The sequence below is a fragment of the Streptomyces sp. NPDC013317 genome (assembly GCF_055563155.1).
This window is the reverse complement of sequence record NZ_JBVHDX010000013.1, coordinates 148,786-172,536: the sequence shown is the minus strand read 5'-3', so window position 1 is coordinate 172,536 and position 23,751 is coordinate 148,786. Positions and strand designations below refer to the sequence as shown.

Genomic DNA, 23,751 nt, shown 5'->3' with positions numbered 1-23,751 from the left:
CGTGCGTCACATCTACAGCTGTCCCCTGCGCTGGTCGGACATGGACGCCTTCGGGCACGTCAACAACGTCGTCTTCCTGCGGTACCTGGAAGAGGCGCGGATCGACTTCATGTTCCGGCTCGCGCCGGGCGACGGTTCGCCGTCGTTCTCCGGCGGGTCCGTCGTGGCCCGGCACGAGATCGACTACGTACGGCCGCTGGTGCACCGGCACCAGCCGGTCACCATCGAGTCGTGGGTCACGAAGATAGGCGCGGCGTCGCTGACGATCGCGTACGAGATCAAGGACCCGGAAGTGACGTACGTCCGGGCCTCGACGATCGTCGTCCCCTTCGACCTGGAGGCCCAGCGGCCGCGTCGCATCTCCGCCGAGGAGCGGTCGTTCCTCGAGGAGTACATGGACGACGGGATGACTGCCGCCGCATGATCGCGCCGCTGCACTTCGCCGACGCCCGGGAGGCGGCGGACCTCGCCGCCTTCCTGGCCCGGCTGATCCACTACGACCGCGCCGCCGCCGTCCGCCTCCAGGCCGGGGGCGGCGCGCTCGCGGTGTTCGGACGGCCGCCGTCGTTCGAGGTGCTGGCAATCCGTACGGCACGCCTCGTCGACGACGTGGATCTGGACGTCACCGTCTCCGCCGGCGAACTCCTGGAGGGTGTCGAGGAGTCGGCCGGCAAGGCCGTCGTCCCCGACGCCGTCACCGGCCCACCGTGGGCCGGTGTCCTGCCGCCGCGCGGCGGCTGGGAGCCGGTCGAGGGACTGCCGGTCGCGGAGCGGCTGCGCGGCGCGGTCGCGGCGGCGGTCGCCGAGTTCCGGTCGCGGGACGAGGAGTTGCCGCAGGAGCGGCGGACGCGGGCGGAGCGGGACCGGATCGGTCGCGAGATCTGGTCGCGGACCGTCGCGGAGACCGGGCTTCCGCTGCGCGCGGTGCACGCGGCGCAGTCGCTGGGCTTCCTGCCGGGCGAGGGGGTGCCGGTGGCGCTGCTCGCCTCGGGCCCCTGGCTCCGGCTCCGTACGCCCTACGGCTCGATAGCGGTACGGACGGCCCCCTCGTCCCTCCTCCTCGCCCCCGCCTAGAGCGCGCGACCCGGCCTCCTCGCGAGCGTGATCAGCGAGCCACCCCCCGCCCCTCGCGTTCACCCGTTCGCGTCGTCCGGCCACACCCCGATGTGGTCCTGCTCAAGCTCCAGCACCACGCGGTGCTCCATGCCCAGGGACGCCGTGTACTCCGCCGGGAGTTGCAGCCGGCCCGCGCGGTCGAGCATCGCGTACTCACGGGAGACCAGGGACTCCTGGCCCTCCGCGTCCACCTCCGTGCGGCGCAGCACCTCCGAGGAGGTGCGGCCGTCGCGGATGGCGACCGTGCGGCGGACCTCGGAGGCGACGGCCTGGTCATGGGTGACGATCACGATCGTCGTGCCCAGTTCCTCGTTGGCGCGGCGGAAGGCCGCGAAGACCTGCTCGCCCGTCGCGGAGTCCAGCTCGCCGGTCGGCTCGTCGGCGAGCAGCACCGAGGGGTTGTTCGCCAGCGCGACCGCGATGGCGACCCGCTGCTGCTGACCGCCGGACATCTGGTGCGGGCGCCGGTCCCGGCAGTCCGCGACCTCCAGCATCGCGAGCAGCTCCTCCGCCCGCTCCGCCTTTCTCGCCCGGCTGGACCGCCCCCGCAACTGCATCGGCAGCGCCACGTTCTGAGCTGCCGTCAGATACGACAGCAGGTTGCGGGAGGTCTGCTGCCAGACGAACCCCACCACCTCCCGCCGGTACCCGAGCCGCGCCTTCGCGTCCATGGCGAGCAGGTCGCGCCCCGCGACCTTGGCCGCTCCCGCCGTCGGCACGTCCAGGCCCGCCAGGATGTTCATGAGCGTCGACTTGCCGCTGCCCGAGGCCCCCACCAGGGCCATCAGCTCGCCCTCCCGCACCAGGAGATCGAGGCCCTGGAGGGCCTGCACCTCCACCCCGTCCGCCGTGAAGATCCGGACGAGCCGGTCGCAGGCGATGAGGGCGTCGTGCCCGAACGAGGGCCGGTGGCGGTGCGCCGTCGCCCGCTGCTCCAGCTCCGCCAGAGTGGTGTCGGTCGTCGTCATCGTGCGTCTCCTGCCCTGAGTTCCCTGATCGGTTCGCCGCGCGCCGACCACCACGCCTGAAGGGCCGCCGCCAGGCCCGCGAGCACCACCACGCCCACCGCCGGGAGCGTCAGCGACCAGCCGTCCACCCGCAGCGGGGCGCTGTCGAGCGATGCGAGCCCGGGCGCCGCAGCGAGCGAGAGCCGGACGAGGTCCACCCCCGGGGCGAGCAGCAGGATCGTCGCCCAGCCCACGAGCACGCCGCCGACCGATGCGAGCAGCGCCTGCGGCAGCACCTCGAGACCGAGGAGCCGACGGCCCTGCCGCCGGGTCAGGCCCATCGTCCGCAACCGGGCGAGGAGCACGGCCCGTTCCGGGGCCGCCTGCAGCAGCGACAGCAGGACGGCGAGAACGGCGTAGCCCGCGCCCGCTCCGATCGCCGCCAGATAGATCCGTTCCGCGCCCGCCTGCATCGGCGAGTCCACGTACGCGGCCCGCTGCTCGGTCCGCAGCACCACGGAGAAGTCACGGGACGCCGCCCTGACCGCGTCCCGCAGCGCGTCCCCCGACGCCGACGGCCCGGAGGCCAGCAGCACGGTGTCGGCCCGGTTGGTCAGGTCGGCCGCGTTGACCAGCAGGAAGTCCTGCTCGGGCAGGGCCGGCGTGGCGGTCCGTACGCCCACGATCCGTACCTTGAACGAACCGGCCGCCGCTGTGACGCTCTGCGGTTCCGGGCCCAGCCGCTCGGCGACCGCGGGCGAGGCGATCGCCGGAAGCACTCGCTCCGGGTCGTCCTCCCCGCCGGTTCCGGTGGACTTCAGCAGCTCGGCGGGGAACGGTCCGAAGCCCGTGCGGGCGGCGAGCCGGGTGTACGACTCCGGCTCCACCCCCACCAGCGGAGCGGACCGCAGCTCGGTCGCCGGGCCCGTCCCGGTGGTCGGCAGGGCCACGCCGTACTCGACCTGCACCGTGGCCACGTCCTTCACCCCCGCCGTCCCGCGCACCGCCCGCGCGAGCCCGTCCGGCAGCGGCACCGCGTCGGCGTCCCCCGCCACCCGGGCGTCCGCGCCCGTCTCCAGGAGCGCTGCCCGGTCCCGCGCGTCGGCCACCCCGGCGAGCACAGAGCCGCCGAACGCGGCCGTCGTCAGCGCCACCAGGAGCGCGAGCAGCGGCAGCGCGCCCGTCGCCGAGGAACGCCCGGCGCGGGCGAGCGAGAGAGGGCCGACCACCCCGCGCAGCCTGCGCGCCGGCCGCGCCGCCCACCGCAGCGGCACCGGATACAGCCGTACGAGGACGAGGGCGGCGATCAGCGCGACGAGTACCGGCGCCGAACTGACCAGATGGTCGCCGGAATCCTCCGTACCGCGTCGGCGCAGCGCCACCACCGCACCGACGGCCAGCGCGAGAAGGGTGAGTTCGGCGACCGTACGGCCCCGGGAGGGGCGGGTGGCGATCAGATCCTCGCGCCCGCCGTGGGCGAGCGGCCTGCGGTGCAGGACCAGCGCGCGCAGCGGCAGTGTCACGGTGGCGAGCAGCGCGACCGCGCCGGCCGCGGCCAGCGCGGGGCCCCAGCGGCCCTCGGGGAGGGCGAGGCTCGCGAGCAGCAGACCGAGACCGGCGGCCGGCAGGGCCAGGACCGCCGTCTCGCCGAGCAGCCGGGCGCCGATCCCGGCGAGCGAGCCGCCGCGTGAGCGCAGCAGCGCCAGCTCGGCGGTGCGCCGGGCGGCGAACAGCCCGCCCGTCATGGCGAGCACGACCGCCGCGACCGCGCCGATACCGAAGGCGGCGACGGCGACGACCGGCGCGATCGCCGACCGCATACCGCCGTACGACGCGACGACCCCGTCGAGACCGGTGGTGACCGTGCCGAACGGGCCGATCACCTCCCGGGCCTCCGTCAGATCGGGGCCGCCCGTGAGCGAGGCCACCGCGCGGCTCAGACGCGGCTCGTCCTGCGCGGTGAGATGGCCGCCCACGGGCGCGAGCCGCCAGTACAGTTCGGGCTCGCCCAGGCTCTCCAGGAGCAGGGGGCCGCCCTCCGGGGGCAGCAGCAGCGCGGCCTGCCAGAAGTACTTCGTCTCGATGCCGCCGAGCTTCATCGCGTACGCGGGGGTCCGCAGGAGGGACTCGACCGACCAGTAGGCGCCCTGCGGGCGCACCGGCTCCACGATGCCCGTGACGGTCACGGCCAGGGGGACCGAGCCGTACCGGTTCGGCACATGGATCACCGAACCGACCTTCAGACGGAGGGACTTCGCCGTCTCGGCGGTGACGGCCGCCTCGCTGGTCGACGCGGCCGTATCCGCCTTCGCCGGCAGCCGGCCCTCGCGTACCTTCGTGTGCTCGGCCAGCGCCGAGGGGGCGGCGAGGATGAACTCCGGGGGCACCCCGTACGGCTGCGGAAGCCACCGGTCGATGCCGGCGACCCACTTGGTGGTGCGCACGCCGTGCACCGACTCCGCCGGGTCGACGCGCAGCGGGTCGGGGAGCAGCCGCTCCAGCCGGGCCCGTTGCCGTGCCTGGTCGTCAGGGAGCGGGCCTGCCGCCTGTCCGCCCGACGGGTCGTCGGGCCGGAGCATCGGGGCCGTGAACTCCAGCACGGTGTTGCGCGGCGCCGCCCCGGCGAGGTCGTGCCGCAGGCCCTCGGACTCGTACGTGTCGACGGACCGGGGGAGCGCGGCGGCGAGGAACGCGGTGACCAGGACGAGGAGCGCGAAGGCCCATGCCGTTCCCGGAGCGACCCGCAGCCGGGTCCGCACCCAGGGCGCCACGGCGCGGGCGGGCGTGCGGGGCATGACGGCTGCCTTTCTGGCGGGTGGGGGAGAGGAGACCGGCGGGGTCGGCGCCGCGCCGTCGGCGGGGGGCGGGCCGCCCGCGCCGCGCGTCACCGCTCCCCCTGGTGCCGCAGGGTCACGGCCGGGTCGGTACGGCGCAGCGCGATGGCGGCGACGATCACCAGCGGCAGCGCGGCGACCCCGGCGAGCAGCAGGGCCACGTGCCCGGGAGGCAGTTGCACGAGGACGCGTGGGACGGGCTGCGACGCCTGGCCGGTCAGTACGATCAGGGGGACGACGGCCCGGGTCAGCACGGTGCCGAGCGCCGCTCCCGCCAGCAGGCCGATCCCGACCAGCAGGCCCTGCTCGGCGGCGATCAGCCGGGCCAGCCGGCGGCGCGGGGCGCCCAGCGCCCGCAGCACGGCGAACTCCGCGGACCGTTCACGCGTCGAGCCGGCGGCGCTCACCGCGAAGCCGACCGCCGCGAGCGCCGCCGCGGCCACCGCGACCGCCATCAGCGCCGCGTTCGGGCCCGCGCCGAGCGGATCGCCGAGCAGCTCGGCCGCCGCCTCGTCCCGGACGAGCACCTGCGCCGGGTCGGTGTCGGGCCGGGCGCGCACGGCCCGCGCCACGTCGTCGGCGCGGCCGGGCGCGGTCGCCAGCCACCACTCGGTGGGCTGGAGGGCGGCGGTGGGGTCGGCGGTGAGGAAACGGTTCGCCGCCTGCAGGTCGACCAGGAGCGCGCCCCCGTCGTCGGGCGTGGCGGCCGGGGCGGACACGGACACGGCCCCGGCCCCGGTGCCGGTGGTCGGCAGCTCCCGTACGGTCTCGACGATCGTCACGCTCAGGTGCACGCTGCCGAGGGCCACGTCGACCCGATCGCCCCGCTTCGCCCCGGAGGCCGCGAGGAACGCGTCCGTCGCCACACCGCTCAGCGTGGCGGGCGGGGCCGTGCGGGGCGCGCCGATCCGCAGCCCGAAGTCCTTCTGTGCGGACGGAAGCCGCGGCTCCGTCACTCCGGTCGTGAAGCCGACCTCGTACGGCCTCGTACCGGCGGACCGTCCGGCCGCCGCGACCGGGCCGCGGGTCTCGCCGCCGCCGCTCTCCTGGTAGCCGGCGCGCCAGGAGGCGAGGGAACGGACGGCGTCGACCGGACGCTCCGCGCCGTCCTCGTGCCGGGAGAGGAGCCGCTCGACGGCGAAGGTCTGCTTCCCGTCCCGCCCGTCCGCGACCGTCCCGTCCAGCTCCACGCCCGTCAGCGTCAACGGGCCGACGGGCGTGCTCCGGGCCTCGCCCGGTGCGCCCAGCTCGAGGGTGAGCCGGTGCGGACGGCCGTCGGCGGGCAGCGGCCCGAGGACGCGCCGGTACGGAACGCCGTACGGGTCCTCCACGACCACCGTCACCTGCGCCGGGGCGGCGCCGCGCGGCGCCGTGCGCCGCAGGTCGAACGCCAGGCCCCGGCTGTCGGCCGGGAGCACGATCCCCGGGCGCGGACCCGCCTCCGGGGTGAGGGAGGCGAGCAGCTCCCGGGCAGGGGAGTCCGCGAGGTCCTCGCGGAGCAGGAAGCCGTCGGCCGCGTGCCGGGTGTCCAGGGCGAGGACGGTCGCGGTGCGGTTGCCCGCGAAGCTCGTCGTGGCCCGGTGGGCGGGGGCGACCGAGCGGACCCCGGGCAGGGCCGCGAACTGCCCGGCCAGGGACGGTTCGGCGCCGCCGGCGCTCAGAACCCGCAGCTCCGTTCCGGTACGGAAGTCGGCGCGGTCCTCCTGCGAGCGGTCCCAGGAGGCGCTCTGTCCGACGGCGAGCATGCCCATCGCGACGGCGAGGACGAGCAGCAGCACAGGACCCGCGCCGCGCAGCGGGCGGCGGCTGAACTGCCAGCCCGCGAGCGCGACCGGGAGCCCGCGCCCGCTCGCGGCCCACCGCTCGGCGAGCCGCGCGGCGGGCGGCAGAAGCCGCAGGGTCAGGACCGTGCCGGCGAGCAGCGCGAGCGCGGGCGCGGCGACCAGCAGCGGATCGACGCCGAGGGAGCCCCCGCGGTCGCCGCTGAGCGCACCGCTGCCCGTGCCACCGCCTGAGCCGCCGGTCTGCCGGTCGAGCTGCCAGTAGGCCACGGCGGCGACCGCGAGCAGGCCGATGTCCGCCCCGGCCCGTACGGGCGCGGGCAGCGCCGCCGCACGCCCCTTGCGCAGGGTGACGGTCCCGTCGTCCCCGGCTCCCAGCGCGGGGGCCACGACGGCGGCGGCGCAGCACACGGCGACGAGCGCCGCGACCAGCCAGACCTGGCCGAGCGGGACGTCGTCGAGCCGCACGCCTCGCGCGTCGAGCGAGGCCCGCCCCGCGAGCAGCCGGGTCAGCGGACCGGCGAGCAGCGGGGCGATCACGGCCGCCGGCAGGGCGAGCAGCAGGGCCTCGGCGGCGGCGAGCGCCGCGATCCGGCGACGTGAACCACCGCGGGCCCGCAGCACCGCGGTCTCGACGGACCGCTCGGAGCTGAGCAGCCGGGCGACGAGCAGAAGGGCGTACGCGGCGAGCAGCACCAGCTGTACGGCGACGATCATGAGCGTGGACCGGGAGACCAGCAGGGACCGCTCGGTCTGCTCCAGGACGGTCGGCAGTGCGGTGTGCGCGCTGACGGCGCCGCCGAAGGGGGCCGTGTCGCCGATCAGGGCCTGCGGCCCGGCCGTCGCGGAGGTGCGCAGCGCGTCCATGCGGGCGGTGGTGACACCGGTGAAGTCGGCGGCGGCCAGCCAGGCCGTCTCACCGGAGGTGACCCGCCCGGCACGGAGCACGGCGGGGTCGACGAGCAGGGGACCGTACGTCGTGAAGTCGACGGTCTTCACACCGCGCCCGCCCGCCGGGTCCAGCTGCCAGTACAGGTCGGTGGCGTCGGCGGGCCGGTACAACCCGGTGACCCGGGCCCGCAACGGCTTCCCGCCGAACCGGTCGGCGAGGTCGAGCACGGTTCCCGGTCCGATCCGCAGCCGCCTGGCGGCCTCCTCGGGCACCGCCACGTCGACCGCGGCGCCCCGGGTGTCGCCCGGCCACCCGCCGCCGACGAGCGCGAGCCGTGAACGGTCGAGGACCGCGAAGTGGGTGAGGTCGGGCTGGCCCAGGCGCGCGGCGGCGCTCTGCAGGGTGCGGGGCAGCGCGTACGGACCGGAGCGTTCCAGCTTCCGTACGGTCACCGGCAGACCGTCGAAGGTCCGGGCCGCCGCCTCGTGCGTCGCGGTGTCGGCGCTGTCCCGCTTGGCCGGCGGGACCTGCGCGGTCACCACCAGCGCGGCGGCCGGCGCGGCCCGGCCCCGCAGCGTGCCCTGGAGGGCGGCGTCGCCGACGGAGCCGGAGAACGCGGCGAGGGTCGCGAGCACGGACGTGGTCAGCAGCACGGCGAGGAGTGCCGCGGCGAGCAGCAACCGGTGCGCCCGCACACGCAGCAGTACGAACCCGGTCACGCATCCCCCCGAACCCCGCCGAACGTTCGTCCGATGCTTTCAGAGGGCACGTGCCGGTGGAAACCGCTTGCGCGAGGACCTTGACTGGATTGTGACCGTTATCCGGGGGTCATGTTCCGGAATGCGCTCCGGAATGCGCTCCGGAAGGCGTCACTCCGCGGTGTTCACCATCGAGGCCGCCGCGTACGTCAGGTACTTCCACAGCTGGCTCTCGTGCTCCGGCGCCAGGCCGAGTTCGTCCACGGCCTCGCGCATGTGCCTGAGCCAGGCGTCGTGCGCCGCCTGGTCGACCGTGAACGGGGCGTGCCGCATCCGCAGCCGCGGGTGCCCGCGGTTGTCGCTGTACGTGCGGGGGCCGCCCCAGTACTGGATCAGGAAGAGCACGAGGCGCTCCTCGGCCGGGCCGAGGTCCTCCTCCGGGTACATGGGCCGCAGCAGCGGGTCCTCCGCGACTCCCTGGTAGAAGCGGCGGACGAGACGCCGGAAGGTCTCCTCGCCACCCACCTGCTCGTAGAAGGTCTGCTCCTGAAGTGTGCCGCGCGGAATCTCCATCACGGTTCCATCGTCTCAGATGCCCCGACCGAGGACCGGAGGTCTAGGACCTCTCCCAGGACCGCTCCCGGGACCGCTCGCCTCCCCACCGCCCGCGCAGGACAGTGGAGGCATGGGCGCTCAGCGGGACGGGTTCGCCGAGGAGGGCGCGCGGGCGCGCCGGGCGCTGGTGCGGGAGATCGAGGCGTACGGCGCGCTGGGCGATCCCGCCTGGCGTGCGGCGTTCTCGGACGTGCCGCGGCATCTGTTCGTCCCCTACTACTACGTCTCGGGGCTCGGCGGCTACGAGCGGCTCTGGTCCGGCGACCCCGACCCGGCGCGGCGGGCCCGCTGGCTGCGCGGGGCCTACCGGGACGCACCGCTGGCCACCCGGGTACGGGACGGGGAACTGGTCACGTCCTCCAGCCAGCCCTCCCTGATGGCCGAGATGCTGGAGGCGCTGGACGTAAGGGACGGTCACGACGTCCTGGAGATCGGCGCCGGCACCGGGTACAACGCCGCCCTGCTCAGCCACCGCCTCGGCGCGGAACACGTCACCACCGTCGACATCGACGAGGAGATCACCGAGTCCGCCCGGGCCCATCTCGCGGCCGCCGGGCACCGGCCGGCCGTGATCACCGGCGACGGCGCCCGCGGCTGCGGCGGGCGCGCTCCTTTCGACCGGATCATCGCGACCTGCACGCTGCCGTCGATCCCGTACACCTGGCTCGCGCAGTGCCGCCCCGACGCCGTCGTCGTCGCACCCCTCTCCACGGGCCTGCTCCGGCTCCGGGTCCACGACGCGGCGCACGCCGAGGGGCGATTCCTGGCCACGTCCGCGTACTTCGTCGCCCTGCGCGGCGGCAACGCCCGCTTCCCGCGCGGGCGGCCGATGGGGCTGCCCCGGCACGTGTTCGACGACGACCGCTTCCAGTTCCTGCGCACGCTGGTGGAGGCGACCCTCGACGCGCGCGAAGCGCTCGCGCTCTGGCAGCGTGAGAGGCAGCCGGAGCGGGAGCGCTTCGGGGTGACGGTGAGCGGGGGCCGGCAGTGGGCCTGGCTGGACACCCCCGAGGGGCCCTACGCCTGGCCACTGCCGAGCGGCTGAGTCCGCCCTAGCCGCGTCTGATCGTGATCGTCGTCCAGGCGCCGACGTGCACCCGGTCGCCGTCCTGGAGCTGAACCGGGACGTAGGGCTGAATCGGTTCCTCCGCCCCGTTGACCGTGGTGCCGTTGGTGGAGTTCTGGTCCACCACCGCCCACGAACCGTCCGGCTGCTGCACCAGCACGGCGTGCTGGTGCGAGACGCCCGGGTCCTCGGGCGGCACCGACAGGTCGATGTCCGGGGATTCGCCGGTGGAGTGCCGGCGGCGGCCGATGCTGACCTGGTTGCCCTGGAGCGGCAGGTGCTTCTCGGGGGAGTACGCGGGCAGGTTCAGACCCGTGGCCTCCGGTCCGCTGCGCTGCATCATCGCCAGGAAGTACTCGCGGTCCGGCCCGATGTACGCCGACCAGCCCGCGGCCGGCCGAGGCGGCGGGAAGTGCTGCTGGGGCGCCTGCTGCTGGTGCTGCTGGTGCTGCGGGGGACCCTGCGGCTGCGACGGCGGCGGCAGCAGCCAGTCGTCACCGCCCCCGCCGGGCGGCGCCTGCCGCTGCGGCGCGGCCGGAGGGGCCTGCTGCACGGGCGGTGTGCCCGGCGGCGGTGCCTGGAAGAAGGCAGGCGGAGCCGGCGGACCCTGCTGGTACCCCTGCGGCGGCTGATGCTGCTGCGGCGGCTGCGGGGCCTGCGGGCGCTGCGGCGGCGCCTGGTGGTGCGTGGGGTCGGCGGCGAGCGGCTCGGCCGGCCGGTTCATCTGCGAGGGCCGCGAGCCCTGGTACTCGTACGGATCCGGCTGCTGGGGCTGCGGCGGCCGCGGCGGCGACTGGAAGCCCGGCGGCAGGTTGAGGCCCGGCGGCGGGCTCTGCTGCGGAGAGGGCGGCGCGACCGGGGTGTACGAGGTCGCGGTGTTGGTCAGGAAGTTCCAGCGGCACTCCTCGCAGAACGGGGCCATGGCCTCGCGCGGGGTGCGGCACTGCGGGCAGAGCTCGGCCTGGGCGGTCGCGTTCGGGTCGTAGCCCCCGGGCGGGGGGCCGGGAGGACCGCCGGGACCACCCGGGCCGCCGGGGCCGGGGTAGCCGTACGCGGGCGGCGGCGGGGGAGGCGGCGGAACGGCACCCGCCGGCGCACCCGCCGGGGCCATGCGGTGGCCGCAGACCTCGCACCAGTCGTCGGAGACCGACTGGTGTCCGTTCGGGCAGGTCGGCATGTCGGTGCTTCCCCCTCTCGTCGTCCGGCCCGTGGCCGGGCTACTTCTTGACGCGAACGGTCTTGGTGGAGCGGGTCTCGAGAGTCATCTCGTCCGCATCCGCGACCTTCGCCTTCAAACGCACAGTACCCGTCGCCGCGTCGACGACGTCCACCACCTTCGAAAGGAGTTTCGCAGTGTCCTCGTTGCCGGAGGCGGCCGCCAACTGCACCGCGCGCCCCAGTTTCGCCGTGGCCCCGTCGTGGTCGCCGGACTTGCGGGCGTCCAGCCCCTGCTGGATGACCTGCGCCAACTCGGCCTGGCCGGTGTAGTGCGCGACCTGGGGGTTGATCGACGTGGACATCGCCATGTCGTCCGTCCACACGGCCCGTACCAGACCCTGGCCGAGCGTCTTCGGGGCGTCGCCCAGCGGGTCGGGGGCGATCAGGGAGACGCGGGCGGCGAGCATCTCCTGGCCGATTCCGGCCTGGGGAACCCGTACGCACACGTGGTAGTCGCGGGACTCGTCGCCCCATGATCCGGTCGGGTAGTCGCCGGCCCGTGCGGTCGCCTCCGTACGGCGCGCGGTCAGTTCCTCGACGGTGGGCGCGACCTGCTTCACGAATCCGATCTCCACCCCGACCGGGGTCCACAGGCGGAGCGCGACGTCCGCGACCTCCTTGCCCATGGCGTTCTCCATCATGGTCGTGAAGTCCGCCGTGAGGCCCTGCGGATCGGCCACGATGTCGGCCGTGCCGAGCAGCGCGGAGGCGATGCCGGTGACCTCCTTGACCTCCCAGTCCGTACCGACACCGCGGGCGTCGCAGGTGAAGCGGCCCGCGCAGGCGTCGAGCGCGGCCCGCAGGTCCTCGGGCGACTCGTGCTCGTTGCGCCCGTCGGTGAGCAGGATGCCGTGCCGGATCGACACCTCGGCGGAGCCGAGCAGCCGGTCCGCGAGCCGCAGCCAGGTGCCGATGGCCGTACCGCCGCCCGCGCTCAGCCGGCGCAGGGCGTCCTTCGCCTGGCCGCGGGTCGCGGGACCGGCGACGGCGAGCCGGCCGTCCCCCGGGAACACCTCCTTCGCCACGTGCGTGCCGGCGACGACGGCGAAGGAGGTGCCGTCGCGCAGGGCGTCGATGGCCGCGGCCGTGGCATCCCGGGCGCCGCGCATCTTGGTCGGCGGGTAGTCCATCGAACCGGAACAGTCGAGCATGATCACGACGCCGGCGTCCGCGCCGGAGCCGGGGCCCGGAGCCGCATGGCCGCTCGTGCCGCCGCCGGTCGAGGTGACCGTGACGATGGCGTTGACCTCGCGGCCGCCCTCCGGCAGGAACTCGTTCTGGTACACGTCCACCGAGAACTGCGGCACGTTCGACTTGGAGAAGTTCGCCATGGGTTGAGGCTCCTCGACGGACAGGCGTGAAGGGTGGGAGGGACAGGGGACCGGCGACCGTTCAGGCCGATCCTGCCCCTTGCGGGGAGAGGGCGAACGGCAGGAGCGCCACTGTTACGTTGTCGTGGCCCCCGCCGTCCAGGGCGTGGCCGACCAGCACCTGGGCGCCGTGCAGGGGGCGCCCCGCGGCGTCCGCGGGGACGACCCGGGCCATCTCGTCGGCGGCCTCCGCGTAGTTCCAGAGCCCGTCGGTGCAGACGACGACCACCCCGGGGCGGTCGGGCTTGAACGCGGCGGTGTGCGGCTCCAGTTCGTACGCGTCGGCGCCGAGCCAGCCCGTGATGGCGTGGGCGCGCGCGTCGGCGTACGCCTCCGCCTCGTTCATCAGGCCCGTGGCGACCATCTGGGCGGCCCAGGAGTCGTCCTGGGTGAGCCGGGCCGGCGGGGAGGTGCGGTCGTCCGGCACCCAGTAGGCACGGCTGTCGCCGACCCAGCCGACGATCAGCAGTCCGTCGACGACGACCGCGCCGACGATGGTGCAGGCCGGGGCGTTCTGGTGGCGGTGCTGATCGTGCTCCATGCCGTCCGGGCCGGGCTCCTCGGCGAGGGAGTTGACCGCCTCCGACGCGGCGACGATCGCCTCGTGCATGGCCTGCTGCGGATGGGTGCCGCGCGGCAGCGCGATGAGCAGCGACTGCCCGGCCGCCCTGGCGGCCGCCGCGGAGGCCTCGTCGGGGCGGGTCGCGGAGGACACGCCGTCGCAGACGATCGCCAGGGAGGCGAGCGAACCGTCGGGGAGTGCGGTGGCCGAGACCGCGAACGCGTCCTCGTTGCGGTGGTGGCGCAGCCCGCGGTCGCTGACGGCGGCGACGGTGGACAGCTCCTGCTCCATGTGGTCGCGTTCGCGCGGCTGGGCGTGCCCGCAGTTCTCGCAGTACCCGTCCGGGTCCACGGCTCCGGCACGGCAGGCGACGCACAGCTTGGTCCCGGCGGCCGGGGCGGCGAGCTGCGCGGCGGCGCGCGGGTCGGGCGCGGCGAGGGTGAAGTCCCCTTCCGGGGTGCCCGGCTCGGGCGCTTCGGCCCGGGGCGGACCGTCGGTGCGGACCGCCGCCGTCGGCAGGTCGCGCCCGCCCGAGTCCGTGCCCGGGAGGTCGCCCGGATGCTGCGTGGCCGTCGAGAGGGAGCCCGGCTCGCGGGGCGGGGGCTCGGGCCAGTTCACCGGCGTACCGATCGCGACCGTGGGACGGTCCGGCTCCGGGGCCGCGGCCGGGACGGCCGCGAGGTCGTGACCGCACGCCCCGCAGAACCGGTCACCCGACTCCAGCGGCTCCGCGCAGCCGGGGCAGGCGGAGATTTCGTGCTGGGGCTTCTGGGACATACTCACACCCACGTCCGGGGGCGGAAACGGTTGGCCCGCTCCACCAGTTCGATCCTCTCCTCGCCCCGCTGAGCGAGCCGGGCGAGCACCCGGTACGAGCGTTCGAGGCCGAAGCGCAGTCCGCGTTCGTCCAGTTCGCTGCCGAGCAGCCGCGCCCCGCCCGGTGTCGTTCCGGGACTCCCGGAGAGTACCCAGTCGAGCGCCGAGCCGAGGACCTCCGTCGACAGCGTCTCCCGGCGTACCGCGTCCAGACCGAAGTCCTGGAGCGCGGAGACCTGCGCGGCGGCCGCCGTGAGGTCCGCGCCGAGCGGTTCGTGCGCCGCCCGCCGCCGCAGCCGCGCCCGGACGGCCGCGACGCGGGCCGCCGTGTAGTGGATGGACGCCTCCGGTACGGACTCCAGGGTCCGTACGGCTCCGGCACGGTCGCCGGCCGCGAGGCGCACCCGGGCGAGCCCGAACGCTGCGCTCACGAAGCCGGGGTCGGTCGCCCACACCAGGCGGTAGTACTCGGCGGCGTTGTCCAGCTGGCCGAGCACCTCGGCGCAGATGCCCAGGGCCAGCTTCGGCGCGGGCTCACCGGGGAACGCGTCATAGACCGCGTCGAAGGAGAGCGCCGCGTGCTCGTGGTCGCCGGTCACCAGGGAGGTCACACCGCGGTACCAGACGACCCGCCAGTCGTCCGGGTGCTCCTCCTCCAGCGTGGCGAGCGCGCGCCCGGCGGAGCCGAGGTCGGCCATCTCCAGGAGGGCCCGCAGCTCGCGCAGCCGTAGCTCCAGGGAGGGCGCGGGCGCGGTGCCGAGGGCGCTGATCAGCTCGGCCGGGGCGGAGGCCATCAGACCCGCGAGGAAACCGGCGTTGGGGTCCGCGGGGTCCACCCGTGGCACGGGCAGCGCGAGCGAGGCGGTCCCTCCGTCGAGCGGAGCGAGGAACGCCACGCCCGGCGTCTGCGCGGGCACCGGGCCGCCGGCCGGCGCGGGAAGCGGGGCGCCCTGGACGGGGAGCGGGGCGCCCGGGGGCGGGAGCGGGGCGCCCTGGACGGGAAGCGACGCGCCCTGTGCCGGAAGCGGCGCCGGTCGGACGGGCCGCGCCGCCGTCCGGCCGCGGCCCCGCCCCCGCTCCCGGGCGCCCAGGAGGGAGACGTCCTCCGTCAGCTCCGCGAACAGCTCGGTGTCCGTGACCCGCAGTTCCGTGCCGAACAGGGTGGAGAGTGCGGGGCGCGGACGGCCCGACTGGAGGGCGACGACCTCGCGCAGGACACCCGTCAGCTGCTCCGCCATCTCCTGGGCGGAGGCGAACCGGCGGGCGGGGTCCGGGTCCGTCGCGCGGACCAGGAGTCGGTAGAACGACTCGTACGTCCGGAAGACCTCGATGTGCTCCGGGTCGGGCAGGGAGTCGACGAAGACGTTCGTGTACCCCTGGAAGTCGAAGGTCAGCACGGCGAGCGTGCGCGCCACGGTGTAGAGGTCGCTCGCCACCGACGGGCCGACCTCGGCCACCTCCGGCGCCTGGTAGCCCACCGTGCCGTAGATCGCGGACTCGTCGTCGTCCATCCGCCGGACCGCGCCCATGTCGATCAGCTTGAGCTGGTCCTCGCTCTGGATCGCGTTGTCGACCTTGAAGTCGCAGTACAGCAGGTTCCGGCTGTGCAGGTGGCCGAGCGCCTCCAGGGCCTCGATCCCGTACGCGCAGGCCTGCTCGACCGGCAGCGGATCGCGCCGGCCGTCCGGCGTGCGGCGGTCGTTGGCGATCTCCTTGAGCGCCTTGCCGCCGACGTACTCCATGACGATGTAGCCGTCCAGGGAGCCCGTGCGGGCGTCGAGGTGCTCGACGAAGTTGTAGATCCGGACGATGTTGGAGTGCTCGATCTCGGCGAGGAAGCGGCGCTCCGAGATCGCCGCCGCCATCGCGTCCTGGTCGCCGGTATCGAGCAGGCCCTTGAGGACCACCCAGCGGTCGGAGACCGCCCGGTCGACGGCGAGGTAGATCCAGCCGAGGCCGCCGTGCGCGAGACAGCCCGCGACCTCGTACTGCCCGTGCACGACGTCCCCGCCGCGCAGCTTCGGCACGAAGGAGTACGGATGCCCGCACTTGGTGCAGAAGCCCTCCGTACGTCCCGGCCGGTCGCCGCGCGAACGGCCCACCGGTGCGCCGCAGTCCGAGCGCGAGCAGAATCGCTTCCGCTCGGGAACCTCGGGGTTCTCCATCACCGCGGCGCGCGGGTCGGGGCGCGGCACCTCGGGGATCGCCACCAACCCGGCGCCCAGCCGGTTCCGCCCCGACTGCGCGGTCGACGAGCCGGAGCTGCGCACCGACACCGAACGGCCGCTGCTGCCGCCCGACAGGGAACGGGACAGGCGCCCCGAGACCGAACGCCGGGACGTGGACGAACGGGAGGAGCGCGTGGAACCGCGGGAGGAGGAGCGCGAGCTGGACCGGGACGAGGCCGACCCCTTGCCGGGCACCGCCATCCCGGTCGGGTTGGCCTGGAGCACGCCGCCCGCGGCGACGACCGGAGCGAGCCCGCAGGTGTCGCAGTACAGCTCACCGCCGCCCATGTCCTCGTACGATCCCTCGCACGAGGGACGCTGACAGGTGCTCACCACTGACTCCCCTGGGCATCTCTGGGTCCGGACAGGACCTCGGCCGCGGCCTGCTGGTAGCGCAGGACCGCCTGCTCCGCGACGCGCAGGTCGCAGGGCGCGCTCCACAGCATCCGGCGCGCCGCGTCGTACCGCTCGATCAGCAGCGGATCCTCCGCGGCGCCGAGCCGGGCCACCTTCGCCTTGTACGCGTCGAGCCTGCCGCGCAGCTCGGCGCGGACCGCGAGCGGCGCGGTGACGGCGGTCAGGGACGCCCGGGCGCGCTGCAGTTCGTCCTCGGCCTCCTGCTCCAGCGACTCCAGGAGCGGCGAGAGCCGGTGCCACTGGGCGTGCCGGCGGTACTCGGCGGCCGTCGAGAGCCGTTCCTGGAGGACCGTCGGCGGGCCGCTGACCGCCGGCACCTCGGAGGCGGCGATCTTGGCGAGGACCTCGCCGCGCGCCACCCGTGCCTCGGCGAGCGTCCGGTCGGCGCGCGAGAGGACGTCCCGCAGCCGCAGCAGCCGGTCCTCGGAGTCCTGCCGGACCGCGAGGACCGCCTCGATCTCCCGCCGGATGTCCTCCAGGGCGCGAGCCGCCCGGTCGTACCGCTCGGTGTCGGGCCGTCCGCCGCCCGGTGCCGAACTTCCCGCGGCGGGACGCCAGAAGGCCAGCGGGTCGGTGACGACCTGGGAGCGCAGCGCGGTCAGCTCGGCCGTGATCTCCTCCAGCTCGTCACCGGCCGGGTGCTCCCCGGGCCGCACCCCTACGGAGTGCGCGAGCGAGCGGGTCCGCCCCAGCTCGGCGGCGAGGAGGTCTATCCGCGCGGGGAGCGCGGACCAGACGGCGTCGGCGGTCACGACCATGTCGAGCGAGGAGGCGTAGAGCTCGTTCATCCGGGCGACCAGCCGCTCCAGCGTGAACCGCTCGGAGAGCCGGGCGGGGCCGGTGAGCGACGCGGCGGCGGGCTGCTGCGCGCCGCCCGCGACGAGCACGCTCTCGCCGCGCAGCCGCTCGGTCAGCTCCACCAGGTCTTCGCGGCTGGCCCAGCGCCGGCGTGCCCGCAGCTCACGGGCGTCGTGCAGCGCGTCCGTGTACGCGTCGAAGTACGTCCAGAGCAGGGTGATCGTCCGCTCGGTGGAGTGCCAGCGGTCCCGGGTGGTCCCGGTCAGCTCGGCCCCTTCGAGCAGCCTGCGGCCCGCGTGGTCCTGGAGCGCCAGCAGCGAGTCCTCGATCGCCTTGTGCTCCGCGCCGAGCCGCGCCAGCGCACGGTCCACCTCGTCCCGGTCCATCACCGGCCCGGGGGTGCCCGCGACGCCCATCGATCACCTCTCGCTCTACTTGTACATGGGTGCGGGCGGCCCGGATATGCCGGGCAGGTCCGCCTTCAGCCACTTGTCGTACGCCGCCGTCCAGGCGCCCTGGCGGTACTGCACGAGGACGTGGTTGACCCGGCGGACCAGGTCGTCGTTGCCGAGCTTGGCGGCGACTCCGTAGTACTCGGTGGTGAACGGTCTGCCCTTGAGCTCGACGGCCGGGTCCTGCGCGGCCTGCCCCGCCGCCAGCGCGTTGTCGGTGACGACGGCGTCGACCTCGCCCATCTGGAGCCGGGCCAGACAGTCCAGCTGGTTGGGGACGGTGAACCGGTCCCGGTCGCTCCCGGTGCCGTCCCCCTCGTCCTTGAACGTGGCGCCGAAGGAGTTGTCCACCAGCGCCTCGTAGGCCGTGGAACCCTCCGCCGTGCAGACCCGCTTGCCGTCGAGCGAGGAGTCGTACCCCGTGATGTCGGTCGAGTCCTTGGGCGCGAGCACCTGCTGACCGGCCTGGAAGTAGGCGGTGGAGAACGCGACCTGCTCGATCCGCCTGCAGTTGATCGTCATCGTGCGGACGACGAGGTCGACCTTCCCGCTGTCCAGGGCCGCGATCCGCTGGTTGGTGGGGATGGTGCGGAAGATGATCGCGTCCTCGCTGCCCAGCAGGTCCTTGGCGATCGCCCTTGCCAGCGCGATGTCGAACCCTTCCAGCTCCCTGGTCTCGGGGTTGAAGTACCCCCAGTTGAAGCTGTTCTGGTCGACTCCGACGACGAGCTTGCCGCGCGCCTTGATCGCCTCCACGGCCGGGCCGTCGGCGGTGGACGGGGTGAGCGAGGCCTCGGGGTTCCGGCAGGTGTCCGCCTTGACCTGCACGCCGACACCGACCCCGGGGCCGGTCACCCCGGGGGAGACGGGGGCGCCGTTCGCGCTGTGGGTCAGCGGCAGCAGGGTGAGCGACGCGGTCAGCCCGCAGGCCACCGCCATCGCCCCCACTCCGCCCCAGCCGCGCAGCCGCCCCAGGGGGCGCCCGCCGAGGAGCCGGGCCGGTCCGCGCTTCCTCGCGCCGTCGACGCCGTTCCGCATCCCGCCCCCTCTCACCGGTACTCCGAAAGCCTGCGGTTGACGCCCGTGACGGCGCCCGCGGCGCCGAGGACGCCGAGCGCGGCCGCGCCCAGCGGGAGGGCGGTGAGGGCGCCCCTGCCGCTCTCGGCGGCCTGGGTGAACTCGCCCTGCTCGTGGTCCAGGGCCTTCTTCAGGGCCGCGTCGACCTGGTCGAAGGACTGCCCCGTGGAGGCGCCCGGTCCGACGACACTGGTCCGCGCGCCCTCGTAGTTGCCCGCGTCGTCCTTGTCCCGGGCGTCCTTGTGGCGCTCGCGCCAGTCGGCCGTACGCTCCACGGCGGTGCTCAGCGGATCGCGGCCGGCGTCGTCGTCGGCCAGCTCGCGCGCCTCGGCGAGCGCGGTGGTCAGCGACTCCATGCTGGTCGTGTAGTCCGTCTCGTACTTGTCCTTCTTGCCGTCCTCGGTGAGGACCGCGCCCCGGGCGACCAGCGTCAGGTTCTCGTTGGCCCGCGCCTTGAGGGAGCTGATGCGGGCGGCGTTGAGGACCTGGAGCGAGCTCTGCCCGTGCTCACGGGCGTCGTCGAGCCCGGCGCGGGCGACGGTGTGCGCGGCGGCGAGCCAGACGAGCACGATCACGGATGCGGCGGTCGCGGCGAGCAGGCCCTGGTTGAAGACCCGGTTCGTCCGCGCGTAGGTACGGCGCTGCGCCCAGACCAGGACGGCGAGGGCGGCGGCCCCGAGAGCGAGGGAGAGGAACGGCCAGTCGCGGGCGTCCTCGTCGTCCCGCTGGAGCCGCTGCGTCTCCGCCTCGTACAGCCGCTCGGCCGCGGGCAGCAGCTGCGTGGTCATCAGCTGGTTCGCGTACCGCAGATAGGCGCCGCCGAGCGGCAGGCCCTGCCGGTTGGCGGCCCGCGCCCGCTCGATCAGGCCCGTGTAGCGCGGGAGTTGTTCGTTGAGCGTGGTGATCTCACGGGCGGACTGCGACGATCCGCCGGTGCTCGCCGCCGCCTTGACCAGGAGGCGGGACGCCGTGGTGATGTCGTCCGCGTACCGCTTCTGGAGGTCGGCGGGGTCGCGCTCCTTGGACAGGAAGGCGCTGGCGGCCGCCGTGTCGGCGTCGGCGAGGGAGCGGTAGATGTCCGCGGCGTCGGCGCTCAGCGGCTGGCTGCGGCTCACCACGTCGTCGGCGGAGCCGGCCCGGTCGGAGACCTCGTACGCGGTCACGGCGCCGAACGCGACGACGAGCAGGGCCAGTACGGCTCCGAGGATCTGAAGGCGGCCGGGCTCGGTCGTGGCCGCGCGGCGCAGCCGCGCCCGGACCTCGTCCCACGGGCCGTGCCCGGCGGGCGGTGCGGCCGGTGACGGCGCGGCGGAGGACGCGGACACGGGTGCACCGGACGGCAGCGACGGCTGCGCGGGCACACCCGGAACCGGGTGCACGGGCACACTGCCCGGCGCCGAGGCGGCGGGCGCATTCGGCGGGTGTGTCAACGTGGCCTCCCCCTCGGTCCGACGTTCCCGGCCAGCAGTATGGCCTCAGGGGCCCCACCCGCACACCAGGATTGACTGGATCTTGTCTTATCGTGCCCCATGTCGCGTCGGCCCCGTAGGCGAACCCCCTGCTATGAATACGGCTTTTCGCCCCCATCGGTTCCACGGACGGACCGACACGAACGGGTGAACGAGGGGCGGGGCGCCTCCCCGTGAGGGAGACGCCCCGTCGTCGGTCCGCCGAGCCCTGGGTCGTACGCGACGCGCCTGGGGCGTACGGGACGCGCCTCAGGCGTAGTGGAGCCGCAGCCGCGTTGCGGCCTCCGGCGGCGCCGCCGCCTCGTCCAGGGCGAGGAGGGCCGCACCCAGCACCGGCGGCGCGACGACCACGCCCACGACCGCCTTCGGCGCCCTCACCGCCAGGAGTTCGGCGATCAGACCGTCCAGCTCGGGATGGCGCGCGGCCAGCACGCTGCCGCCCAGCATCACCGGAGCCACCTCGTCGAGCAGACCGAGCCGGCCGAGCGCGACCGTCGACAGCGTGGCGACCTCCTCGGCCAGCCTCCGCACCAGCGAGCGGGCGACCGCGTCACCCTCGGCGCTCGTCCGGAACAGCACCGGCGTCAGCTCGTGCCGCCGCTCGTACGCGATGCTCCCCCGGTGCAGCGCCTCGATCAGCGCGTACATGGTCGGCAGCCCGAAGTGCGCGGGCAACGTCCGTGCCAGCGCCGTCGGTTCGCCCCGCCCGTCCTCCGCGCGGGCGGCGAACCACAGCGCCTCCTCGGCGAGTCCGCTGCCGCCGCCCCAGTCGCCGGAGATCTTCCCGAGGGCGGGGAAGCGGGCGGTCCGCCCGTCGGGCAGCATCCCGACGCAGTTGATCCCCGCCCCGCACACCACCGCGACACCCCGCGGCTCGTCGAGCCCGGCCCGCAGGACGGCGAAGGTGTCGTTGTACACCCGTACGGACGGGCTCCACCCGCGCGCGTCGAGACCGGCCTTCAACTCCGCCTCTTCCACCGGGAGATCGGCGTTGGCGAGGCACGCGGAGACATGCGCGAACTCCAGGCTGCGGCCCGTCGTGGCGGCAGCCCGCCCCACGGCCTCCGCCAGCACGTCCAGGGCCGCCTCGACACCGACCAGGGGCGGCTGGAACCCGCCGCCGCGCGCCGAGCCGAGCACGGTCCCGTCCGGCCCCACGATCGCCACGTCGGTCTTGCTGTTGCCCGCGTCGATCGCCAGGAGCGCGCCGTCGAGGTTCACGCCCACGCGAGGTGCTCCCGGTTGTGGGCGATCAGCCGGTCGGTGAGGCCCTCGGCGTACTCGTACTGCCCGACGAGAGGGTGCGCGAGCAGTGCCTTGAACACCCGGTCGCGGCCACCGCGCAGCGCCGCCTCCAGCGCCAGGTCCTCGTAGCCGGACACATGGGCGATCAGCCCGGCGTACAGCGGGTCGAGCGGGGCCACCGGCAGCGGCGTCGCACCGTTCGCCCCCACCGCCGCCTGCACTTCGATGACGGCGTCGTCGGCGAGGAACGGCAGCGTTCCGTTGTTGTACGTGTTCACCACCTGGTAGGGCGAGCCTCCGCCGCCCAGCAGGGACGCGGCGAGATCGACGGCGGCCTCCGAGTAGAACGCCCCGCCGCGCTTGGCGAGCAGCGCCGGCTTCTCGTCGAGCGCCGGGTCCCCGTACATCTCCAGGAGCTCCTTCTCCATCGCGGCGACCTCGGCGGCCCGCGAGGGCTTGGTGCCCAGCTCCCGTACGACCTCGTCGTGCGCGTAGAAGTAGCGCAGGTAGTACGAGGGGACGACCCCGAAACGGTCCATGAACAGGCGCGGCAGCCGGAGATCGTCGGCGAGCGTGTCACCGTGCTCGGCGAGCAGCCGGGGCAGCACGTTCTCGCCCTCCGGACCGCCGAGCCGTACGGCCGTCTCCCAGGTCAGGTGGTTGAGCCCGACGTGGTCGAGGTGGATGTCGGCCGGCGTCACGTCGCGCAGCTGGGCGAACTTCCGCTGGAAGCCGATGGCCACGTTGCACAGCCCGACGGCCTTGTGCCCGGCCTGCAGCAGCGCGCGCGTGACGATGCCGACGGGGTTGGTGAAGTCGATGATCCAGGCGTCCGGGTTGGTGCGCCGGACCCGCTCGGCGATGTCCAGGACGACCGGCACCGTCCGCAGCGCCTTGGCGAGACCTCCGGCGCCGGTGGTCTCCTGGCCGACGCAGCCGCACTCCAGGGGCCAGGTCTCGTCCTGGTTCCTGGCGGCCTGGCCGCCGACCCTCAGCTGGAGCAGCACGGCGTCCGCGCCGGCCACCCCGGTGTCGACGTCGGAGGTGGTGACGATCTTCCCCGCGTGGCCCTGCCTGGCGAAGATCCGCCGGGCCAGTCCGCCGACCAGCTCCAGCCGGTCGGCGGCGGGGTCGACGAGGACGAGTTCGGTGACGGGCAGGGTGTCGCGCAACCGCGCGAATCCGTCGATCAGTTCGGGGGTGTAGGTGGAGCCGCCCCCCACGACAGCGAGCTTCATTCTTCGGCTAGCCCTTCACTCCGGTCAGTGTGACTCCCTCGACGAACGCCTTCTGGGCGAAGAAGAAGACGAGGATCACAGGGGCCATGACCAGGACGGTCGCGGCCATGGTCAGATTCCAGTCGGTGTGGTGTGCGCCCTTGAAGGACTCCAGGCCGTAGCTCAGCGTGTACGCCGCCGGGTTGTCGGAGGTGTAGATCTGCGGCCCGAAGTAGTCGTTCCAGCAGTAGAAGAACTGGAACAGCGCCACGGCGGCGATGCCGGGCTTCGCCATCGGGAGCACGACCTTGAGGAGGGTGCGCAGCTCGCCGCACCCGTCGATCCTCGCGGCCTCGATGTACTCGTTAGGGATCGTCAGCAGGAACTGGCGCAGCAGGAAGATCGCGAAGGCGTCGCCGAAGGCCATCGGGACGATGAGCGGCCAGAGCGTCCCCGAGAGGTCCATCTGCTGGGCCCAGAACAGGTACATCGGAATGATGATCACCTGCGGCGGCAGCATCATCATCGAGATGACGAGCAGCAGCGACAGATGCCGGCCCCGGAAGCGGAACTTGGCGAGCGCGTACGCCACCGGGATCGAGGACACCACCACGAGCGCTGTGCCGAGACCCGCGTACAGCAGGGAGTTCTTCCACCAGTCCAGGAAGCCCGGGGTCTCGAAGACCCGGACGTAGTTGTCCCAGTGCCAGGAGTTCGGCGTGAGGTCGCGGGTGAGCGCCTGCTCGTCGCTCATCAGGGACGTCAGCAGGATGAAGACGAACGGCAGCACGAAGAAGAGGGCGGCGGCTGTGCCGAGGGAGTGGACGGCGATCCAGTGCAGGAGCGCCCGGCGGCGGGCCGACCTCGCGGCGGCCCCGGCGGGGGGCCCGGTGTCCACGGGACGGTCGAGCGTGGAGACGGAGGAGGACATGG

At 74.4% G+C, this 23,751-nt stretch carries 17 protein-coding genes; 3 read left to right on the top strand and 14 right to left on the bottom strand.

What is annotated here, in order from left to right; translation table 11 throughout:
* The first annotated feature begins 1 nt into the window (after position 1).
* Positions 2-424 (top strand): acyl-CoA thioesterase, encoded by a 423-nt coding sequence (locus tag ACZ3IJ_RS29115; protein WP_391797279.1) that lies wholly within the window; start codon positions 2-4, stop codon positions 422-424.
* On the top strand, positions 421-1,074 hold the full coding sequence (locus tag ACZ3IJ_RS29110) for a DUF8010 domain-containing protein (RefSeq protein ID WP_391797280.1): 654 nt from the start codon (positions 421-423) through the stop codon (positions 1,072-1,074). The genes ACZ3IJ_RS29115 and ACZ3IJ_RS29110 overlap by 4 nt, the downstream gene beginning before the upstream one ends.
* A gap of 59 nt (positions 1,075-1,133) precedes the next feature.
* Here ACZ3IJ_RS29110 and ACZ3IJ_RS29105 read toward each other — a convergent pair whose 3' ends face one another.
* The 4 genes from ACZ3IJ_RS29105 to ACZ3IJ_RS29090 form a co-directional block, all read right to left on the bottom strand.
* Positions 1,134-2,084, bottom strand: coding sequence for an ABC transporter ATP-binding protein (locus tag ACZ3IJ_RS29105; protein ID WP_467472892.1), 951 nt, complete (start codon positions 2,082-2,084; stop codon positions 1,134-1,136).
* On the bottom strand, positions 2,081-4,858 hold the full coding sequence (locus tag ACZ3IJ_RS29100) for an FtsX-like permease family protein (RefSeq protein WP_467472891.1): 2,778 nt from the start codon (positions 4,856-4,858) through the stop codon (positions 2,081-2,083). The genes ACZ3IJ_RS29105 and ACZ3IJ_RS29100 overlap by 4 nt, the downstream gene beginning before the upstream one ends.
* An 89-nt stretch (positions 4,859-4,947) precedes the next feature.
* Positions 4,948-8,289: an FtsX-like permease family protein gene (locus ACZ3IJ_RS29095; protein WP_467472889.1), complete on the bottom strand. Its 3,342-nt coding sequence runs from the start codon at positions 8,287-8,289 to the stop codon at positions 4,948-4,950.
* Positions 8,290-8,439: 150 nt separating this feature from the next.
* Positions 8,440-8,844 (bottom strand): globin, encoded by a 405-nt coding sequence (locus ACZ3IJ_RS29090; RefSeq protein WP_391797285.1) that lies wholly within the window; start codon positions 8,842-8,844, stop codon positions 8,440-8,442.
* 109 nt (positions 8,845-8,953) lie between these two features.
* Here ACZ3IJ_RS29090 and ACZ3IJ_RS29085 point away from each other — a divergent pair, with 109 nt between their 5' ends.
* Positions 8,954-9,928 carry a methyltransferase domain-containing protein gene (locus ACZ3IJ_RS29085; RefSeq protein ID WP_467472888.1) on the top strand — a complete coding sequence of 325 codons (975 nt, stop codon included), beginning with the start codon at positions 8,954-8,956 and terminating at the stop codon, positions 9,926-9,928.
* A 7-nt stretch (positions 9,929-9,935) separates the two neighbouring features.
* Here the strand turns inward: ACZ3IJ_RS29085 and ACZ3IJ_RS29080 are convergent, their stop codons facing one another.
* The 10 genes from ACZ3IJ_RS29080 to ACZ3IJ_RS29035 form a co-directional block, all read right to left on the bottom strand.
* Positions 9,936-11,126, bottom strand: coding sequence for an FHA domain-containing protein (locus ACZ3IJ_RS29080; RefSeq protein ID WP_467472886.1), 1,191 nt, complete (start codon positions 11,124-11,126; stop codon positions 9,936-9,938).
* A 40-nt stretch (positions 11,127-11,166) separates the two neighbouring features.
* Entirely contained in the window at positions 11,167-12,498 is a 1,332-nt protein-coding gene (locus ACZ3IJ_RS29075) for a vWA domain-containing protein (protein ID WP_467472884.1), read from the bottom strand.
* A gap of 61 nt (positions 12,499-12,559) precedes the next feature.
* Positions 12,560-13,876: a PP2C family serine/threonine-protein phosphatase gene (locus ACZ3IJ_RS29070; protein ID WP_467472882.1), complete on the bottom strand. Its 1,317-nt coding sequence runs from the start codon at positions 13,874-13,876 to the stop codon at positions 12,560-12,562.
* Between the two features lie 2 nt (positions 13,877-13,878).
* On the bottom strand, positions 13,879-16,431 hold the full coding sequence (locus tag ACZ3IJ_RS29065) for a serine/threonine-protein kinase (RefSeq protein ID WP_467472947.1): 2,553 nt from the start codon (positions 16,429-16,431) through the stop codon (positions 13,879-13,881).
* 41 nt (positions 16,432-16,472) lie between these two features.
* Positions 16,473-17,774 carry a coiled-coil domain-containing protein gene (locus tag ACZ3IJ_RS29060; RefSeq protein WP_467472880.1) on the bottom strand — a complete coding sequence of 434 codons (1,302 nt, stop codon included), beginning with the start codon at positions 17,772-17,774 and terminating at the stop codon, positions 16,473-16,475.
* Positions 17,775-17,789: 15 nt separating this feature from the next.
* Positions 17,790-18,848 (bottom strand): glutamate ABC transporter substrate-binding protein, encoded by a 1,059-nt coding sequence (locus tag ACZ3IJ_RS29055; protein WP_467472879.1) that lies wholly within the window; start codon positions 18,846-18,848, stop codon positions 17,790-17,792.
* 11 nt (positions 18,849-18,859) lie between these two features.
* The gene (locus ACZ3IJ_RS29050) at positions 18,860-20,317 is read right to left on the bottom strand and encodes a hypothetical protein (protein ID WP_467472877.1); all 1,458 of its coding nucleotides are present in this window, start codon (positions 20,315-20,317) and stop codon (positions 18,860-18,862) included.
* A gap of 288 nt (positions 20,318-20,605) precedes the next feature.
* Positions 20,606-21,583, bottom strand: a complete 978-nt coding sequence (locus ACZ3IJ_RS29045; protein WP_467472875.1) for an N-acetylglucosamine kinase — start codon at positions 21,581-21,583, stop codon at positions 20,606-20,608.
* On the bottom strand, positions 21,574-22,839 hold the full coding sequence (locus ACZ3IJ_RS29040) for a 6-phospho-beta-glucosidase (protein WP_467472872.1): 1,266 nt from the start codon (positions 22,837-22,839) through the stop codon (positions 21,574-21,576). Before ACZ3IJ_RS29040 ends, ACZ3IJ_RS29045 begins: the two co-directional genes overlap by 10 nt.
* Before the next feature lie 7 nt (positions 22,840-22,846).
* The gene (locus ACZ3IJ_RS29035; RefSeq protein WP_467472871.1) at positions 22,847-23,749 is read right to left on the bottom strand and encodes a carbohydrate ABC transporter permease; all 903 of its coding nucleotides are present in this window, start codon (positions 23,747-23,749) and stop codon (positions 22,847-22,849) included.
* Between the last annotated feature and the right edge of the window lie 2 nt (positions 23,750-23,751).

Coding starts and splice junctions, on each gene's coding strand:
- ACZ3IJ_RS29105 (WP_467472892.1), bottom strand. CDS start 2,084: ATGACGACGACCGACACCACTCTGGCGGAGCTGGAGCAGCGGGCGACG.
- ACZ3IJ_RS29080 (WP_467472886.1), bottom strand. CDS start 11,126: ATGCCGACCTGCCCGAACGGACACCAGTCGGTCTCCGACGACTGGTGC.
- ACZ3IJ_RS29100 (WP_467472891.1), bottom strand. CDS start 4,858: ATGCCCCGCACGCCCGCCCGCGCCGTGGCGCCCTGGGTGCGGACCCGG.
- ACZ3IJ_RS29060 (WP_467472880.1), bottom strand. CDS start 17,774: ATGGGCGTCGCGGGCACCCCCGGGCCGGTGATGGACCGGGACGAGGTG.
- ACZ3IJ_RS29065 (WP_467472947.1), bottom strand. CDS start 16,431: ATGGGCGGCGGTGAGCTGTACTGCGACACCTGCGGGCTCGCTCCGGTC.
- ACZ3IJ_RS29040 (WP_467472872.1), bottom strand. CDS start 22,839: ATGAAGCTCGCTGTCGTGGGGGGCGGCTCCACCTACACCCCCGAACTG.
- ACZ3IJ_RS29075 (WP_467472884.1), bottom strand. CDS start 12,498: ATGGCGAACTTCTCCAAGTCGAACGTGCCGCAGTTCTCGGTGGACGTG.
- ACZ3IJ_RS29035 (WP_467472871.1), bottom strand. CDS start 23,749: ATGTCCTCCTCCGTCTCCACGCTCGACCGTCCCGTGGACACCGGGCCC.
- ACZ3IJ_RS29070 (WP_467472882.1), bottom strand. CDS start 13,876: ATGTCCCAGAAGCCCCAGCACGAAATCTCCGCCTGCCCCGGCTGCGCG.
- ACZ3IJ_RS29110 (WP_391797280.1), top strand. CDS start 421: ATGATCGCGCCGCTGCACTTCGCCGACGCCCGGGAGGCGGCGGACCTC.
- ACZ3IJ_RS29055 (WP_467472879.1), bottom strand. CDS start 18,848: ATGCGGAACGGCGTCGACGGCGCGAGGAAGCGCGGACCGGCCCGGCTC.
- ACZ3IJ_RS29085 (WP_467472888.1), top strand. CDS start 8,954: ATGGGCGCTCAGCGGGACGGGTTCGCCGAGGAGGGCGCGCGGGCGCGC.